Annotated in this window: 14 protein-coding genes; 12 read left to right on the top strand and 2 right to left on the bottom strand. The window is 63.3% G+C overall.

Translation table 11 applies throughout. The annotated features are described in order from the left end of the window. The first annotated feature begins 36 nt into the window (after nucleotides 1-36). Both ileS and AC1RTB_RS03925 read left to right on the top strand, forming a co-directional pair. Nucleotides 37-2,958: an isoleucine--tRNA ligase gene (gene ileS / locus AC1RTB_RS03930; protein WP_492880546.1), complete on the top strand. Its 2,922-nt coding sequence runs from the start codon at nucleotides 37-39 to the stop codon at nucleotides 2,956-2,958. Nucleotides 2,959-3,146: 188 nt separating this feature from the next. Further along, the gene (locus AC1RTB_RS03925; RefSeq protein ID WP_492880545.1) at nucleotides 3,147-3,764 is read left to right on the top strand and encodes a hypothetical protein; all 618 of its coding nucleotides are present in this window, start codon (nucleotides 3,147-3,149) and stop codon (nucleotides 3,762-3,764) included. A gap of 25 nt (nucleotides 3,765-3,789) precedes the next feature. On the opposite strand, the gene AC1RTB_RS03920 is transcribed toward AC1RTB_RS03925, so the two are convergent. Then, nucleotides 3,790-4,242, bottom strand: coding sequence for a nucleoside deaminase (locus AC1RTB_RS03920; RefSeq protein WP_492880544.1), 453 nt, complete (start codon nucleotides 4,240-4,242; stop codon nucleotides 3,790-3,792). A gap of 76 nt (nucleotides 4,243-4,318) precedes the next feature. On the opposite strand from AC1RTB_RS03920, the gene AC1RTB_RS03915 reads away from it, so the two are divergent. The 5 genes from AC1RTB_RS03915 (at nucleotide 4,319) to AC1RTB_RS03895 (ending at nucleotide 10,661) form a co-directional block, all read left to right on the top strand. After that, nucleotides 4,319-6,445, top strand: coding sequence for a pseudouridine synthase (locus AC1RTB_RS03915; RefSeq protein WP_492880543.1), 2,127 nt, complete (start codon nucleotides 4,319-4,321; stop codon nucleotides 6,443-6,445). Beyond that, the gene (gene rsmD / locus AC1RTB_RS03910) at nucleotides 6,445-6,999 is read left to right on the top strand and encodes a 16S rRNA (guanine(966)-N(2))-methyltransferase RsmD (RefSeq protein WP_492880542.1); all 555 of its coding nucleotides are present in this window, start codon (nucleotides 6,445-6,447) and stop codon (nucleotides 6,997-6,999) included. Before AC1RTB_RS03915 ends, rsmD begins: the two co-directional genes overlap by 1 nt. A gap of 113 nt (nucleotides 7,000-7,112) precedes the next feature. Continuing rightward, a complete protein-coding gene (locus AC1RTB_RS03905) occupies nucleotides 7,113-8,486 on the top strand; it encodes a M16 family metallopeptidase (RefSeq protein WP_492880541.1) in 1,374 nt (457 codons plus the stop codon). Nucleotides 8,487-8,490: 4 nt separating this feature from the next. After that, nucleotides 8,491-9,843: a M16 family metallopeptidase gene (locus tag AC1RTB_RS03900; RefSeq protein WP_492880540.1), complete on the top strand. Its 1,353-nt coding sequence runs from the start codon at nucleotides 8,491-8,493 to the stop codon at nucleotides 9,841-9,843. After that, complete coding sequence (locus tag AC1RTB_RS03895) at nucleotides 9,840-10,661, top strand: patatin-like phospholipase family protein (protein WP_492880539.1); 822 nt, start codon at nucleotides 9,840-9,842, stop codon at nucleotides 10,659-10,661. Before AC1RTB_RS03900 ends, AC1RTB_RS03895 begins: the two co-directional genes overlap by 4 nt. Before the next feature lie 24 nt (nucleotides 10,662-10,685). Here AC1RTB_RS03895 and AC1RTB_RS03890 read toward each other — a convergent pair whose 3' ends face one another. Then, the gene (locus AC1RTB_RS03890; RefSeq protein ID WP_492880538.1) at nucleotides 10,686-12,116 is read right to left on the bottom strand and encodes an MATE family efflux transporter; all 1,431 of its coding nucleotides are present in this window, start codon (nucleotides 12,114-12,116) and stop codon (nucleotides 10,686-10,688) included. 142 nt (nucleotides 12,117-12,258) lie between these two features. Here AC1RTB_RS03890 and AC1RTB_RS03885 point away from each other — a divergent pair, with 142 nt between their 5' ends. From AC1RTB_RS03885 to waaA, 5 genes are all read left to right on the top strand, one after another. Then, a complete protein-coding gene (locus tag AC1RTB_RS03885) occupies nucleotides 12,259-13,602 on the top strand; it encodes a TldD/PmbA family protein (RefSeq protein WP_492880537.1) in 1,344 nt (447 codons plus the stop codon). After that, nucleotides 13,589-14,395 carry a 3'(2'),5'-bisphosphate nucleotidase CysQ gene (locus AC1RTB_RS03880; RefSeq protein WP_492880536.1) on the top strand — a complete coding sequence of 269 codons (807 nt, stop codon included), beginning with the start codon at nucleotides 13,589-13,591 and terminating at the stop codon, nucleotides 14,393-14,395. The genes AC1RTB_RS03885 and AC1RTB_RS03880 overlap by 14 nt, the downstream gene beginning before the upstream one ends. A gap of 78 nt (nucleotides 14,396-14,473) precedes the next feature. After that, nucleotides 14,474-14,725 (top strand): DUF4170 domain-containing protein, encoded by a 252-nt coding sequence (locus AC1RTB_RS03875; protein ID WP_109574520.1) that lies wholly within the window; start codon nucleotides 14,474-14,476, stop codon nucleotides 14,723-14,725. Next, on the top strand, nucleotides 14,725-15,534 hold the full coding sequence (locus AC1RTB_RS03870) for a lysophospholipid acyltransferase family protein (protein WP_492880535.1): 810 nt from the start codon (nucleotides 14,725-14,727) through the stop codon (nucleotides 15,532-15,534). The genes AC1RTB_RS03875 and AC1RTB_RS03870 overlap by 1 nt, the downstream gene beginning before the upstream one ends. Continuing rightward, nucleotides 15,531-16,847: a lipid IV(A) 3-deoxy-D-manno-octulosonic acid transferase gene (waaA, locus tag AC1RTB_RS03865; RefSeq protein WP_492880534.1), complete on the top strand. Its 1,317-nt coding sequence runs from the start codon at nucleotides 15,531-15,533 to the stop codon at nucleotides 16,845-16,847. The genes AC1RTB_RS03870 and waaA overlap by 4 nt, the downstream gene beginning before the upstream one ends. The last annotated feature ends 1 nt before the right edge of the window (nucleotide 16,848 follow it).

Here is a 16,848-nt window from a genome sequence, read left to right as displayed (position 1 = left end):
CGTGGCAGCTTGCCGGGCAAGACGATGGCAAGACAGATGACCGATACGTCCGAAAAGATCGACTATTCCAAGACCCTTTATTTGCCGCAGACGGAGTTTCCGATGCGCGCCGGCCTGCCTGAGAAGGAGCCGCTGGCGGTTGCCCGCTGGCAGAAGATGGGGCTGTACAAGCGCCTGCGCGAAACCGCCGCCGGACGCGAGAAATACGTGCTGCATGACGGCCCGCCCTACGCCAATGGCAACATCCATATCGGTCACGCACTGAACAAGATCCTCAAGGACGTCATCACCCGCTCGTTCCAGATGCGCGGCTATGACTCCAATTACGTGCCGGGCTGGGACTGCCACGGCCTGCCGATCGAGTGGAAGATCGAGGAAAAATATCGCGCCGCCGGCAAGAACAAGGACGAGGTCGAGATCAACGAATTCCGCAAGGAATGTCGTGAGTTCGCCGCCGGCTGGATCGGTGTGCAGGGGGCCGAGTTCCAGCGCTTGGGCGTCGTTGGCGATTTCGACAATCCCTACACGACGATGAACTTCCACGCCGAAGCGCGCATCGCCGGCGAGCTGTTGAAGTTCGCCATGTCCGGCCAGCTCTATCGCGGCTCCAAGCCGGTCATGTGGTCGGTTGTCGAACGTACCGCGCTGGCCGAAGCCGAGGTCGAGTATCAGGATTACGAGAGCGATACGATCTGGGTGAAATTCCCGGTGGCGACCGGGTCTGACTCGCTGGCCGGCGCCCATGTCGTCATCTGGACGACGACGCCCTGGACCATCCCCGGCAACCGCGCGGTCAACTATTCGCCGCGCGTTGGCTACAGCCTCTATGAAGTCACGGCAGCGGAGAATGCCTTCGGCCCGCAACCGGGCGAAAAGCTGATCTTTGCCGATGCCTTGGCCGAAGAGTCCGAAGCGAAAGCCAAGATCAAGTTGAATCGTCTTCGCAGCGTATCGGCCGATGAGCTTGGAAACCTTACGCTTTCCCATCCGTTCGAAGGGCTGGCGGGCGGCTATGAGTTTCCTGTCCCCATGCTCGCAGGCGACCATGTTACCGACGACGCCGGCACTGGTTTCGTGCACACTTCGCCAAGCCACGGCCGCGAGGACTTCGACGCATGGATGGATGCTGTCGCCGAACTGGAAAAGCGCGGCATCGATACGCGTCTGCCTTTCCCCGTCGATGATGCCGGCTACTACACCAAAGACGCGCCGGGCTTCGGCCCGGACCGCGAGGGCGGGCCAGCACGTGTCATCGACGACAACGGCAAGAAGGGTGATGCCAACAAGGTCGTCATCGACGAGTTGATCAAGCGCAATACGCTGTTTGCGCGCGGTCGCCTCAAGCATTCCTATCCGCATAGCTGGCGCTCGAAGAAGCCGATCATCTTCCGCAACACGCCGCAGTGGTTCGTCTACATGGACAAGCAGCTCGGCGACGGCACGACGCTGCGCAGCCGTGCGCTCAAGGCCATCGACGACACCCGCTTCGTGCCGGCAGCCGGCCAGACGCGCCTGCGCGCGATGATCGAGGATCGCCCGGACTGGGTGCTGTCGCGTCAGCGCGCCTGGGGCGTGCCGATCGCCATCTTCGCCGATGTCGACGGCAATGTGCTCAAGGACGAGGCGGTCAATGCCCGCATTGTCGAGGCCTTCGAAAAGGAAGGTGCCGACGCCTGGTTCGCCCAAGGTGCGCGCGAGCGCTTCCTGGGCTCCCGCGCCAATGAGGCGTGGAAGCAGGTGATGGACATCCTCGACGTCTGGTTCGACTCGGGCTCGACGCATGCGTTTACGCTGGAAGATCGCCCTGACCTCAAATGGCCGGCTGACGTTTATCTCGAAGGCTCTGACCAGCATCGCGGCTGGTTCCATTCCTCGCTGCTCGAGAGCTGCGGCACGCGTGGCCGTGCGCCCTACAAGGCCGTCGTCACCCATGGCTTTACCATGGACGAGGAAGGCCGCAAGATGTCGAAGTCGCTCGGCAACACGGTCGTGCCGCAGGACGTCCTGAAGCAGTCGGGCGCCGATATTCTGCGCCTGTGGGTGATGACCACCGATTATTGGGAAGACCAGCGCCTCGGCAAGAACGTGCTGCAGACCAATATCGATGCCTACCGCAAGCTGCGCAACACCATGCGCTGGATGCTCGGCACGCTCGCCCATGACGAGGGCGAGGAGGTCGCACTGGCTGAGATGCCGGAACTGGAGCGGCTGATGCTGCACCGGCTCGCCGAGCTCGATGCGCTGGTGCGCAAAGGCTATGACGACTTTGAGTTCAAGCGCATCACGCGTGCATTGATCGACTTCATGGGCGTCGAGCTGTCGGCCTTCTACTTCGACATTCGCAAGGACGTGCTCTACTGCGATGCGCCGTCGAGCACCCGCCGCAAGGCAGCCGTGCATGTCGTGCGCGAGCTGTTCAACTGCCTGGTCAAGTGGCTGGCGCCGATGCTGCCTTTCACCACCGAAGAGGCATGGCTGGAGCGCAACCCGCAGGCCGAGTCGGTGCATCTCGAGCAGTTCCCGGATGTGCCTGCAGCCTGGCGCGACGATGCCCTGGCCGAGAAATGGCGCAAGATCCGTCAGGTTCGCAGCGTTGTCACCGGAGCGTTGGAGCTGGAGCGGGCCAAGAAGACCATCGGCTCGTCTCTGGAAGCGGTCCCCGTCGTCTACATGAACGACGCGCTGCTCGAGGAGGCCCTGTCGGGCATCGACATGGCCGAGATCAGCATCACCAGCGATCTCGTCATCTCGCATGAAGGCGCTCCAGCCGAGTCCTTCGCGTTGCACGAGGTTCCGGGCGTCGCGGTCGTTGTGGAAAAGGCGGAAGGTCGCGGGCTGGTCAAGTGCGCGCGCTCCTGGCGCTACACAAGCGACGTCGGTTCGGACGCTGCTTTCGCCGATGTGTCCGCCCGTGACGCGGCGGCATTGCGCGAACTGCAGGCGCTGGGTCGGCTGTAATCGGTTGCTGAAATGCAACGACCGGCCTGAGATCTCCGGCCGGTCGTTGCCCTTGACGGCTCGTTAAGGTAAAAGCGCGAAACTTCGGCAGACATTTTGTCGCCGGATTTCCGTCGGATGAGCATACGGACCGGGACACGGCTCACAGCCGGCATCTAGCGAGAGGCGTTCGAGTGAAAATTACTGGCATGACGGACCGCATCAGCGCGCGCGGAGCTTTGCTTGCGTCGCTCGCCGTTTCCGGCCTGGCGCTTACGGGCTGCATGAGTGCGCCCACCTATGGCACCGACAAGACGTCGACCAATCAGCTTGCCAGCGACTTGACGAACATTGTGTCGTTGAAGCCGAAGACCAACAGCATCGATTACAAGCCGCGTCCGGAACTGGTGAAGCCCAAGACCGGGGCGCAGGCCGCACTTCCGACGCCGCAGGACAACATTGTTCAGACAGCGAGTGCCGACTGGCCCGAATCGCCCGAGGCGCGCCGCGCGCGGATTCGCGATGACGCGACCAAGAACCGCGACAATCCGAACTTCGAGCCTCAGGTCATCAACGACATGTCGGCGCTGAATGGCCCTGACATGAGCAAGTGGACGCCTGCGCAGCGCAAGATCGAGATCGAGCGCCGCCTGCGCGAAAGCAAGCAGGGCAACACCACGTCGCGCAAATATCTGAGCGAACCCCCGCTGGCCTACCGTCAGGCGGCCAGCACCGCCGCCCAGGACGAACTCGGCGAGGACGAGGTCAAGAAGGAACGCCGCAAGAAGCAGCAGGCCAAGAAGACCAGCAGCTGGTGGCCGTTCTGATCGAGCGTTGATATGCGTCGCGGCTCTAAAGGTCGCGACGGTCCTTGAAGAAGCCTTTGAGTATTTCGGCCGCGCGCGTTTCGCCTATCCCGGGATAGACATCGGGCGCGTGATGGCAGGTCGGCGACGCGAAGAAGCGCACGCCGCTGACCACCGCACCGCCCTTGTCGTCGACAGCGCCGAAATAGAGCCGCCTCAATCGTGCGAACGAAATGGCGGCCGCGCACATCGTGCAGGGTTCCAGCGTGACATAAAGATCGTGGCCGGTGAGGCGCTCGGAGCCGAGTTTCTCCGACGCCTCGCGGATCGCCAGCACTTCGGCGTGGGCCGTGACGTCGTTGAGTTCGCGGGTGCGGTTGCCAGCACGGCCGACGATTTCGTTGCCATGGACGATGATCGCGCCGATCGGCACTTCGCCGCGTTCGGCTGCCGCTTCCGCCTCCGCGAAGGCCAATGCCATGTAATCGGGCCGTTTCACGCCTCAACCATCCTGTTACCCCTCGCTAACCCCCGAGCTTCCTGTTATCTAGCCGCCGAAAAGGGCAAAGGCCACCATGGACGACGATCGAAAGAAATTCCCGCGCAAGGGCGGCTCCAAACCAGCTGGCGCAGGTGCCCGTGACGGCGCCCCGAAGAAATTCGGCAAGCCGCGCACCGAGGGCGGCGCCAAGCCTTTTGCCAAGAAACCATTTGTGAAGCGGGCTGAGGGTGCCGAAGGCGGCGAACGCCCCAAGCGCGATTTCGCTCCGCGCGACGGTGCTGCGCGTCCCGAGCGCTCGGCAACGCCATTCCGCAAGGGCCCGCGCCCTGAGGGCAAGCCGTATGAGAAGCGCGAAGGCAAGCCTTTCGGCGACAAGCCCTTTGCCAAGAAGCCTTTTGTGAAGCGCGCTGAGGGTGCTGAAGGCGGCGAACGCCCCAAGCGCGACTTCGCTCCGCGTGATGGCGCAGCACGGCCCGAACGCTCCGAGCGCCCGTTCCACAAAGGCCCGCGCCCTGAGGGCATGCCTTACGAAAAGCGTGAAGGCGGCCGCTCCTTTGGCGACAAGCCATATCGTCCGCGTCCGGCAGAAGGCGCCCAGGGCGCTGAGCGTCCGCATCGCGAATTCCGTCCGCGCGACGGTGACCCACGCCCAGCAAGCGGCGAGCGTACTTTCAACAAGGGGCCGCGCCCCGAGGGCAAGCCTTACGAAAAGCGCGAAGGCGGCCGCTCGTTTGGCGGCGACAAGCCTTTCCGTCCACGCCCCGCCGAGGGTGGCGACCGTCCGTTCCGTTCAGGCCCGCGCCCTGAAGGTGGCCGGCCATACGAAAAGCGTGAAGGGGGCGAGGCAAGGGCGTTCCGGCCACGGCCCGATGGCGACCGTCGCCCGGCGACCGAGGGCTTCAAGCCGCGTTCGCGCGGTCCCGAGGATGCACCCGAGCCGGGCGAGCGCATCGCCAAGCGTCTGGCCCGTGCAGGCCTGGCTTCGCGTCGCGATGCCGAGGAGCTGATTGCCGCTGGCCGCGTCAAGGTCAACAACAAGATCCTGGCATCGCCGGCCGTCAATGTCATGCCGGACGACATCATCCATCTCGACGGCATGGAAATTCCGCCAATCGAGCGCACGCGCCTGTTCCTGTTCCACAAGCCGGCAGGTGTCGTCACCACCAACCGCGACCCCGAGGGCCGCAAGACCGTCTTCGACGTGCTGCCGCAAGAGCTGCCGCGCCTGATGACCATCGGACGGCTCGACATCAACACCGAAGGCCTGCTGCTGCTCACCAACGATGGTGGGTTGTCGCGTGTGCTCGAGCTGCCGGCGACCGGCTGGATGCGCCGTTACCGCGTCCGCGTCCACGGCAAGGTCGAGCAGAAGACGTTGGATGGGCTCAAGGACGGCATGGCCGTCGACGGCGTGTTCTATGGTTCGATCGAAGCGACGCTCGACCGTGAGCAGGGCAGCAATGCCTGGATCACCATCGGTCTGCGCGAAGGCAAGAACCGCGAGGTCAAGAACATCCTCGGCGCGCTCGGCCTGGAAGTGAACCGCCTGATCCGCATCTCCTACGGCCCTTTCCAGCTCGGCGAACTGCCCGAAGGCCATGTCCAGGAGATCAACGGCAAGATGCTGCGCGACCAGCTTGGCGAGCGGCTGATCGAGGAGTCGGGTGCCAATTTCGACGCCGACATCCTCAAGCCCTTCTCCAACAAGCCGACCTTCCGCAACGAAACGCCGCGCGTTGAGGAGCCGGAACGTCCGAAGTTCCAGCGCGACGGCGAACGCGGCCGTATCGGCGAGGGCGGGCTGATCAAGAACCGCAAGCGTTCAAACGAACGCCACCGCGAGGATATGCTCGGCCGTCTGTCGACGGAGCGTCCCAGCTTCGGCGACAAGCCCAAGTTCGGCGATAAGCCAAAGTTCGGTGACAAGCCTAAATTTGGCGACAAGCCAAAGTTCGGTGGCAAGAAGGACGACCGCGAAAAGAAGCCGTTCGAAACCCCTGGTGCGCGCAAGGCCAATGTCTGGATGGCACCGGGCGCACGGCCGCAGAGCGAAAAGGCCAAGGCCGAAGCCGCAGCGAGGCCGCCGCGCGACAAGTCGCACTTTGATAAGCCCCGTTCTGACAAGCCTCGCTTTGACAAGCCCAAGGGCGATGGCCCGCGCGGCGGACGTCCGGGCGGCCCGCGCCGGGATCGCGGCTGATGCGGGTTGTTGGTGGCGAATTGCGCGGCAGGCCTCTGGCCACGCCGCGTGACAACGCCATCCGCCCCACCACCGATCGCACCCGCGAGGCGGTGTTCAACATGCTTGCCCATCGCTTCGGCGACAGGCTCGAAGGCGGGCGAGTGCTCGATCTTTTCGCGGGCACCGGCGCGCTTGGCATCGAGGCGCTGTCGCGCGGCGCCTCCTACTGCGTGTTTATCGAGGAGTCCGCGGAAGGCCGCGGGCTCATCCGCACCAATGTCGAAAGCTTCGGCCTGACGGGCCGGACCAAGATCTTCCGCCGTGACGCGACCGGCCTTGGTGAGGCCGGCACGCTCGTGCCTTTCGGACTGGTCTTCGCCGACCCGCCTTATGGCAAGGGGCTTGGCGAAAAGGCGTTGCGCTCGGCGCGTGCCGGCGGCTGGCTCGCGCCTGGTGCGCTGTGCGTCGTTGAGGAGGCTTCAACCGCTCCCTTCGAACCTGGATCGGGCTTTTCCATCGTCGACGAGCGCTCCTATGGCGAGACGGTGATCCGCTTCATCGAAGCGGAATAGGCGGCAGCGCCTGACTTCGGCCTCTTTCAGGCCCGAAGATTACGAACAATTCACTTCCCGCCGCTTCATGCCGAAGCCTATAAGGCAGGCACGTCTACAATCAGAGGCAGTCGATGATATTGGGATTTTTGCGGGCCAAAGGTTCGCTGCCGGCCGTACTCGTCTTGGGCCTGGCCTGGGCAGCGCCGGCGCTGGCCGAAGTGCCGCGCAGCGACTGGACCGTCACCAGCTTCACACTCGACAACGGCATGCAGGTGGTGGTCATCCCCGACCACCGCGCGCCGATCGTCACTCATATGGTCTGGTACAAGGTCGGCAGCGCCGACGAGGTGCCCGGCAAGTCGGGCATCGCGCACTTCTTCGAACATCTGATGTTCAAGGGCACAACCAATCACAAGGCGGGTGAGTTCGGGCAGAAGGTTGCCGAAATTGGCGGCAGCGAGAACGCCTTCACCACTTATGATTACACGGCCTACCACCAGACGGTCACACCAGCAGCGCTTGAACCGATGATGAGTTTCGAGGCCGACCGGATGCGCAATCTGGTGTTGACCGATGCCGTGATTGGGCCCGAACGCGACGTGATCTTGGAGGAGCGCCGCGCGCGCATCGAAAACAACCCTGGAGCGCTGCTCAACGAGGAGGTCGATGCGACACTGTTCCAGAACGAGCCTTACCGTATTCCGGTGATCGGCTGGATGCATGAGATCGAAAAGCTCAACCGGGTCGACGCAACCGCCTTTTACAACCAGTATTACGCGCCCAACAACGCGATCCTGATCGTGGCCGGCGATGTCGAGCCTGATGCCGTCAAGGTGCTGGCCGAAAAGACCTATGGCAAGGTGGCGCGTGGGCCGGATCTTCCGCCACGCCTCCGCCCCACGGAGCCGGAGCATAACACCAAGCGCACAGTCGAGCTGACCGACGAACGCGTCAGCATTCCCAGTTTCTCCAAGTCATGGGTCGTGCCGTCCTACCAGACCGCCAAGTCGGGGGAGGCCGAAGCACTTGACCTGCTTTCCGAAATCCTCGGTGGCGGAAATCGCAGCCGGCTCTATCAGGGGCTTGTCGTCAAGGATGGGATTGCCTCATCCTCCGGCGCCATGTTTGACGGCACGATGGTCGATGACACCAGCTTCACCGTCTATGGCGCGCCGCGTGGCGAAGCCGGGCTGCAGCAGGTCGAGGCGGCTGTCGATGTCGAGATACGCCGCATCATCAAGGATGGCGTAACATCGGACGAGCTTGAAAAGGCCAAGGACCGCTTCGTGCGCGCCATGATCTTTGCGCGTGACAACCAGGCGAGCATGGCCAACATCTATGGCAGCACGCTGGCCACCGGCGGTACGGTCGAAGATATCGAGAAGTGGCCCGACAGGATACAGGCGGTGACCGCTGACCAGATCAAGGCGGTTGCCGCCAAGTACCTTAATCCCGACCATTCGGTTGCCGGCTATTTGCTGCCGGCGAAATCTGTCGAGAAATGATTTGATGACCAAGCTCACGGCAATGCGTTTGAGGATGTTTGCATCGGCAACGACGCTGGCACTGGCGTTTCTGGTGCTGCCGGCGGTCGTCGCCGCGCGCGCCGAGGTCCGGATCCAGGAGGTCAAGTCGGACAAGGGCATCACGGCCTGGCTGGTCGAGGACTATTCGGTGCCGATCATCGCGATCAAATTCCGCTTTGATGGCGGCAGCACCCAGGACCCTGTCGGCAAGGAAGGGCTTGGCAATCTGATGACCGGGCTTTTCGACGAAGGTGCCGGTGACCTCGACAGCGACGCTTTCCAGACCAAGCTCGATGAAGCCGGCGCCGAAATGGGCTTCAGCGAAAACAAGGACGCCGTCGGCGGCGGCATGCGCATGCTGGCCGACAGGCAAGACGAGGCGTTTGATCTTTTGGAGCTTGCGGTTGAAAAACCGCGTTTCGACCAGGCGCCGATCGATCGCATCCGTTCGCAGATCGTCTCCGGCATCGTCGCCAATGCGCGTGATCCTGAAGTCCAGGCGTCGCGCAAATGGGCTGAGGCAATCTATAGCAAGCATCCTTATGCGCGGCCGGACACGGGTACGGAGAAGTCACTGGCCCCGATCACGGCGGATGACCTTCGCGCCTTCCACAAGGCCAATTTCACGCGCGAAAACCTCCACGTTGCGGTTGTTGGAGCCATTGACGCTGAAACGTTGAAGAAGCGGTTGGACGAGGTCTTTGGCGAACTGCCGGAAAAGGCGCAACTGCGCCCGGTCGAGCGCGCTGAGCCTAAGCTCGGCCAGACGATGCACATCGAGTACCCGCTGCCGCAGACCTCGCTGCAACTGGTCTATCCAGGTGTGCAACGCGAGGCGCCCGATTTCCTCGCCGCTGCCCTCATGGATCACATCCTAGGTGGCGGCACCTTCTCGTCGCGCTTGTTCGACGAGGTGCGTGAAAAGCGCGGCCTGGCCTATAGCGTCAGCTCCGCGCTCATCGACCAGCAGCATTCGTCGTCGCTGATCATCGGCACGGCGACCCGTTCGGACAGGGCCGCCGAAACGCTTGGCGTCGTTCGCGATGTCGTGCGCAAGATGGTGGAAGAGGGCCCGACCGAAGCCGAGCTCGATGCGGCCAAGAAATACATGCTTGGCGCCTATGCCATCAACAATCTGGATTCTTCAAGCGCAATTGCCACCACGCTTGTCGACCTGCAGACCGACAAGCTCGGCATCGATTACATGCAGCGGCGCGTCGATCTCATCAACGCGGTCACGCTTGATGACGTAAAGGCGGCGGCCCGCAAGCTTTTGTCGGTCGAACCAGCGATCATGATCCTCGGCCCGAAGCTGGCCGAGGCAAAAAAGGGATGAGCGCGACCTTCGCACTCGCACTCGGCGGCGGCGGCGCGCGCGGTCTTGCTCATATCCATGTCATCGAGGCGCTGGACGAACTCGGCATCAAGCCGGTGGCGATCGCCGGCTCGTCCATCGGTGCGGTCATGGGGGCCGGCATGGCTGCAGGCCTGACCGGCCGCGAGATACATGAGCATTCCCGTACCGTGCTTGGCCGGCCCGGCGAAGTTGCCAGCCGCATGTGGCGGGCGCGGCCGGGCACGCTTTCGGAGATGGTCGAAACCGGCATCAGGGTCACCCAGTTCAATGTCGAGCGTATCCTCAAGGCATTCCTGCCTGACGGTGTGCCGGCAACCTTCGAGGAGCTCAAGCTGCCGCTGAAGGTCACGGCGACCGACTACTACGGTCATTGCATGTCGGTGTTCGAGGACGGTGAGCTGTTTTCCGCACTCGCGGCTTCGGCAGCGATCCCGGCGGTGTTCAGGCCGGTGACGCGCGGTAACACGCTCTACATCGATGGCGGCATCTACAACCCGGTGCCGTTCGACCTGCTTGAGGGCCTTGCCGACCACACGATCGCCATCGACGTCGTCGGCGCGCCGTTCGAAAACGGGCGCAAGCAGCCCAATTCCATCGACCTGATGTTCGGCGCCAGCCAGCTGATGATGCAGTCGATCATCTCCAACAAGCTCGGCCAGAACCCGCCCGACATTTTCCTTAGGCCGCCGGTGTCGCGCTTCAGGGCTCTGGATTTCCTCAAGATCGACCAGGTGATGGCCGAAACGGCGGCGATCAAGGACGAACTCAAGCGCGCCGTAGACGAGATCCTGCAGTAATTTCGCTCGTCCTTGATCGCCGCCCTATTGCAGCGTCGATGCCTTGCCGGTGGAGAAGGGCGACTGTGCCGCTGGCGGCGGTGTCGGCACCGGTTCCTCGTGGTGCTGGGGTTCGCTCGCGATGGCCTTGACGACACGGAAGCACACCAGCATCGACACGACGCCGAACACGACCGCGCCCAGGCCCCAGCCGGCGATGACACCGATGGCCCCCCAGTAATGCGCTCCGACCCAGACGAAGGGGATGACGCCAAGCGTCGAGCGGCCCCAGTTGAACACTGTCGAATAGGTCGGGTAGCCGAGATTGTTGAAGGCGGCACTTGAGACGAAGATCGCGCCGTTGAACAGGAAGCTGCCGGCGGCGAAGTGGCAGAAGAAGATGATGAGTTCGCGGGCCACGCCTTCGGCGCCGAATGCGCTGGCGATCGGGTTGGCGAAAATCGCCAGCAGCGCCCAGACCGCAAGCACATAGGCGATCGTGAACAACAGGCTGTCGCGCATCGTGGTGGTCAGGCGGTCGAATTTGTGGGCGCCGTAATTCTGGCCGAGGATCGGCCCGACCGCACCCGACAGTGCGAAGATGACGCCGAAGGCGACCGGCACCAGCCGGCCGATGATCGCCCAGCCGGCCACGGCCTGATCGCCGAAAGAGGCCATCTCGATGGTGACATAGGCGTTGCCGACTGGGGTTGCGACTTGCGTCAGCATGGCCGGAACGCCAATGGCGAAGAACGGCCGGACGGCAGCGCGCAAGCCGCTCAGATCGGGAAGCTTGATCAGCCTGTGCACGACATGAGCGCCGTGCAGCCCGATGGCCAGCATGACGAAACGCGTCAGCACTGTCGAGATGGCAGCGCCGTCGAGGCCGAGATGGAAGCCGAAGATGAGGATCGGATCGAGAATCGCGGCAGCGATGCCGCTGCCCAGCGTCACATACATCGCCCGCCGGGCATCGCCGACGCCGCGCAGGATGCCGGTTGTGCACATGCCAAGCGCCATGATCGGGAACGACGGCAGCACGATCTGGAGGAACCGTGTCGACAGGTCGAGCGTGGCGCCGGTTGCGCCAAGCATCGACAGCATGGGACGCAGGAATGGCATCGCAGCGATTGTCATCAGCAAGGTTGCCAGCCCCATGAAGACCATCGATGCGCCACCCATGCGCGCGGCTTCCTCGCGCTGGCCGCGGCCGAGGCAGCGTGCGACGAGTGCGCCACAGGCAATGGTGAAGCCGATCGAGATCGAAAGGGTGAAGAACAAAAGTGTCGAGGCAAAGCCGATCGCCGCCGCCAGCTCTTCGACGCCAAGCCGCGAAATGTAGAAAAGATTGAGCGCATCGACGATGAAAATGGAAATCAGGCCGATCGAGCCGGTGCCTGTCATGACCACGACATGGCGCATGGTCGAGCCGGTGGTGAATTTTGCCGGAGCTGCCGCCGGGGCCTGTTTAGACATGCGATTTCCCAAGGATTTCGGCACCGAAGCGCCGTAGTCAGGTCGTTTGACCATGCACCCGCCCATTGCACAAGCGGGTTGGGGACAATAGATGGGTGGTACGGGCCGCGACCAACGGGCGGCGAGCAATCGGAACACGCCAATGAACAATACCAACGACGCCGCGAAACTGGCCGACCGGGTGGCGAGCCTCGTCGAGGCGGCAAAAAAGGCTGGCGCCGATGCCGCCGATGCGGTTGCCGTGCGTGGGCGCTCGACAAGCGTTTCCGTGCGTCTCGGCAAGGTCGAAGGCACGGAAGCCTCCGAGAGCGAGGATATGTCGCTCAGGGTTTTCGTCGGCCAGCGCGTTGCCAGCGTGTCGGCGACCGCCGCGTCCGACCCCAAGACCCTTGCGGAACGCGCGGTCGCAATGGCGAAGGTTTCGCCCGAAGACCCCTATCAGGGCCTGGCCGATGCGTCCTTGCTGACCCATGCGCCACGCGACCTGGACCTCTTTGACAACACTGTGGTTTCGGCCGAGCGCCTCAAGGAAGACGCGCTCGCTGCCGAAGAGGCGGCTCTTGCCGTCAAGGGCGTGACCAATTCATCCGGCGCCGGTGCCGCCGCTGGCCTGGGTGGTCTGGTGCTTGCGACCTCTCATGGTTTCGTCGGCCACTATGTCGGCTCGCGCTTCTCGCGTTCCGCCAGCGTCATTGCCGGCGAGGGCACGTCGATGGAGCGCGATTACGAATATTCCTCGCGCCTGCATTTCGCCGACCTGGATGCTGCTGACGAGATTGGACGCAAGGCTGGCGAACGCGCCGTAAAACGGCTCAATGCGCGCAAGGCAGCCACCGGACCTGTCGATGTCGTCTTCGATCCGCGTGTCGCGCGTGGCATCGCCGGCCACCTGGCAGGCGCCATCAATGGTGCTTCGGTTGCCCGCAAGACAAGTTTCCTGCGTGACATGATGGGCAAGCAGGTGGCGTCCGCCGCCATCACCGCTATCGACGAACCGCTCAAGCGGCGCGGTCAGGCATCGCGGCCGTTCGACGGCGAAGGCATCGAAGGCGCAACCCTCAAGATGGTCGAAAATGGCGTGCTCAACCATTGGTTCCTGTCGACGTCGGTGGCGCGCGAGCTTGGTCTGGTGACCAACGGGCGCGGTGCGCGCGGCGGCTCCTCGGTGTCGCCGTCCTCGACCAATTTTGCCATTGAACCCGGAGAGAAGTCGCCCGAAGACATCATCCGCTCGCTGAAGCGTGGTTTTTACGTCACCGAAGTGTTCGGCCAGGGCGTCGACATGGTGACGGGCGAATACAGCCGCGGTGCGTCGGGCTTCTGGATCGAAAGTGGCGAGATCGCCTGGGCCGTGTCGGAGGTGACGATTGCCTCCAACCTCAAGGACATGTTCCTGCGCATGGTGCCGGCAAGCGACATCGATCGCAATTTTGGCACCGCCGCACCGACGCTATTGATCGAAGGCATGACCCTTGCCGGAGACTGAGATTATCGACAAAGAGGAGCTTCAGGCCGAACTTGAGCTGCTGCGTGCGGCAGCCACCGAGGCCGGGCGGATCGCCATGGGCTATTTTCGCCAGAGCCCGGAAGTGTGGTTCAAGGGTGGCAACTCGCCGGTCAGCGAGGCCGACTATGCCGCCGACCACTATCTGCGCGAAACGCTGATGGCGGCGCGGCCGGACTATGGCTGGCTGTCGGAAGAGACAGCCGACAATCCCGACCGGCTGGGCGCGCGCCGCACCTTCGTTGTCGACCCGATCGACGGCACGCGTGGTTTCGTCGAGGGCCGGACGGCTTGGTGCGTGAGCGTTGCGGTCGTCGAGGACGGCCGTTCACTGGCCGGCGTGCTCGAATGCCCGGCACGCAACGAGACCTATTGGGCGATTGCCGGTGGCGGAGCATTCCTCAATGGAGCCCCGCTCAAGGTGCGTGAGGCGGGCGATCGCGCTCGCATCGCCGGTCCCAAGCCGATGATCGACAAGATGCCGCAAGAATGGCAAGAGCGGCTCGATCGCGAAGCCTACATACCCTCGCTTGCCTATCGCGTGGCGATGATCGCCAGCGGTGTTCTCGATGCAACCTTCGTCAAGCCAAACGCGCATGACTGGGACATTGCGGCTGCCGAGCTTATATTGACCGAGGCGGGCGGAAAACTGCTTGATAAGGAGGGCCGCCAGCCGGCCTTTGCCGGCCGCGACATCGTTCACGGCGCATTGATGGCGGGCAGCGGGACATTGCTCGACGTCATGGCTAGAGTGATGGCGAGCCACGACGGCTGAAGAATTCGCGAAGTGTTTCAAAACGGCCCGCTTTGGTCTAGATCAGGCGGGCCCTGAGAAGATGAATCAAGGAAGCAGATGTCCGAAGAAGACGGAAAAAAGCAGCTGTTGCATCTGGTGTTCGGCGGCGAGCTGACGAAGTTGGGTGGAACCGAGTTCCGCGATCTCGATGCGCTCGATATCGTTGGCATCTACCCCGACTACAAGTCGGCCGAGCTGGCCTGGAAGGCGAAGGCGCAAGCGAGCGTGGACAACGCCCACATGCGCTATTTCGTCGTCCACCTGCATCGGTTGCTCGAGCCGGACGCGAAGGTCGCCGGTCAGAACTGATGGAGCAACCCCGCATGGCGTCGCCGGCCGTCAGGCCAGCGGCGAAGAAGAAGCGTGTCAAGCAGCCGGCGTCGAAGACGTTGTGGCGTCGTATTCGCGAGCCGCTGGCCAAGTCGCGCTTTGCCAAGGGCGTGATTGCGAGCCTGTTTGCCGGCGCCATACGCTTGGTCAAGCTGACCAATCCGATGGCGAAAGGCTCCTTCAAGCTCGTGGGCGGCAGCTACGCCGACAGCGAACCGCTGATCGTTGGCCTCTGGCACGGCCAGCATTTGCTTGCGCCTGCGCTCTTTCCAAGCCAGCGCGGCCCAAGCGGGCGCGGCCTGGTGGCGATGGTGTCGCGCAGCGCCGACGCCGAGATCAACGCGCTGGTCGTCAACAAATTCGGCATCGAGGCTGTACGCGGGTCGGGTGGCCGCGAAACCAAGAGCAGGCTTGAAAAGGGTGGGGCGACAGCGCTCATTGCCCTGAAAAAGGCACTCGATGCCGGCAAGAATGTCTGCATGATCGCTGACATTCCGCACGGCACGCCCCGCGACGCGGGCATGGGTATCATTCTTCTGGCGCGCATTTCGGGCAGGCCGATCGCCCCCATCGCCATCGCCACCAGCCGCCGCAAGGTATTGGAAGGCACTTGGGACAAGACAACGATCAATCTTCCTTTCGGCCGCTGCGCGATTTTCTTCGCACCTCCGATCGAGGTTGCCGCAGATGCCGATGACGCGGAGATGGAGCGCAAGCGCCAGGAACTGACCGCTGCCATCGACCACGCCACCGAGCAGGCCTATCGGCTGGTGGACGGCGTCCAATGAGCGAACGTTGGGCCCGCGCCTTCCTGAAAGCCTATCGTTATGCCGGGGCTGCGGCCTTTCCGCTGGTTGGCGGCTACGTCGCCTGGCGCGCGTCCAAGGGCAAGGAAGACCACAACCGCCGCCGCGAGCGTTATGGCGTGCCGAGTCGCGAACGACCGGACGGTCCGCTGATCTGGTTCCATGCGGCAAGCGTCGGCGAAACGATCGCCGTGGTGCCGCTGATCGAGGCGATCCTTGGCTACGGCATCAACGTCGTGCTGACGACGGGGACGGTAACCTCCGCCCAGGTTGCCGAAGAGCGGCTGGGCAACCGCATCATTCATCAATATGTGCCGCTTGATCTCAAGCAGGCGGTCAGCCGTTTCCTCGATCATTGGCATCCTGATCTGGCGATCATCGCCGAATCGGAAATCTGGCCTATGACCATCCTTGAGCTCGGCGCGCGCCGGGTGCCGCAGATTCTGGTCAACGGGCGGCTGTCGGACCGCTCGTTCAAGTCGTGGAAGAAGCGCAACTATATTGCCGAGGCGCTGTTTGAGAACATGGCGCATGTGGTGGCGCAGTCGGAGGTCGACGGCGAGCGTTTCCGCGCGCTCGGCGCACGGCCGGTAACTGTCTCGGGCAATCTCAAGGTCGATACCTCGCCGCCACCGGTCGATGAACGCGCGCTGTATCAGGTTCAGCGCCAGATCGGCCGGCGTCCGACCTGGGCTGCCGTCTCGACCCATGACGGCGAAGAAGTCATGGCGGCGGAAGTGCACGCCATGCTGCGCAATCGTCATCGGGGTCTTTTGACCATCATCGTGCCGCGCCATCCCGACCGTGCGGCGGCATTGATGACGGAGCTGACGGGCATGGGGCTGAATGTTGCTCGTCGCAGCACCGGCGACCAGATCATGCCAGACACCGATATCCTGCTTGGCGATACGATCGGCGAGATGGGGCTTTACCTGCGTCTCACCGAGATTGCCTTCGTTGGGCGTTCGATGACCTCGCAAGGCGGACAGAACCCGCTCGAACCGGCAATGCTCGACACCGCCGTGCTTGCAGGGCGCAATGTCCAGAACTTTCGCGATACCTATCAGCGGCTGATCGATCGCGGCGGTGCCAAGATTGTTCGCGACCGCGACATGCTGGCCGGTGCGGTCAACTTCCTGCTCGGCAACGAGATCGCCCGCCACGATATGATGGTGGCCGGTGCCGCGACGGTTGAGGAAATGCGTGGCGCGCTTGCGCTGACGCTCAAGGCGCTTGAACCCTATATTCATCCACTGATCGTTCAGTCGCGCCTCAAGGGCGCGGGCGGGAGGTAGA

The sequence above is a fragment of the Aminobacter sp. GW821-FHT11F06 genome, assembly GCF_058808215.1.
This window is presented reverse-complemented; position numbering and strand designations above follow the sequence as displayed.

Coding starts and splice junctions, on each gene's coding strand:
- ileS (WP_492880546.1), top strand. CDS start 37: ATGACCGATACGTCCGAAAAGATCGACTATTCCAAGACCCTTTATTTG.
- AC1RTB_RS03925 (WP_492880545.1), top strand. CDS start 3,147: ATGACGGACCGCATCAGCGCGCGCGGAGCTTTGCTTGCGTCGCTCGCC.
- AC1RTB_RS03915 (WP_492880543.1), top strand. CDS start 4,319: ATGGACGACGATCGAAAGAAATTCCCGCGCAAGGGCGGCTCCAAACCA.
- rsmD (WP_492880542.1), top strand. CDS start 6,445: ATGCGGGTTGTTGGTGGCGAATTGCGCGGCAGGCCTCTGGCCACGCCG.
- AC1RTB_RS03905 (WP_492880541.1), top strand. CDS start 7,113: ATGATATTGGGATTTTTGCGGGCCAAAGGTTCGCTGCCGGCCGTACTC.
- AC1RTB_RS03900 (WP_492880540.1), top strand. CDS start 8,491: ATGACCAAGCTCACGGCAATGCGTTTGAGGATGTTTGCATCGGCAACG.
- AC1RTB_RS03895 (WP_492880539.1), top strand. CDS start 9,840: ATGAGCGCGACCTTCGCACTCGCACTCGGCGGCGGCGGCGCGCGCGGT.
- AC1RTB_RS03890 (WP_492880538.1), bottom strand. CDS start 12,116: ATGTCTAAACAGGCCCCGGCGGCAGCTCCGGCAAAATTCACCACCGGC.
- AC1RTB_RS03885 (WP_492880537.1), top strand. CDS start 12,259: ATGAACAATACCAACGACGCCGCGAAACTGGCCGACCGGGTGGCGAGC.
- AC1RTB_RS03875 (WP_109574520.1), top strand. CDS start 14,474: ATGTCCGAAGAAGACGGAAAAAAGCAGCTGTTGCATCTGGTGTTCGGC.
- AC1RTB_RS03870 (WP_492880535.1), top strand. CDS start 14,725: ATGGAGCAACCCCGCATGGCGTCGCCGGCCGTCAGGCCAGCGGCGAAG.
- waaA (WP_492880534.1), top strand. CDS start 15,531: ATGAGCGAACGTTGGGCCCGCGCCTTCCTGAAAGCCTATCGTTATGCC.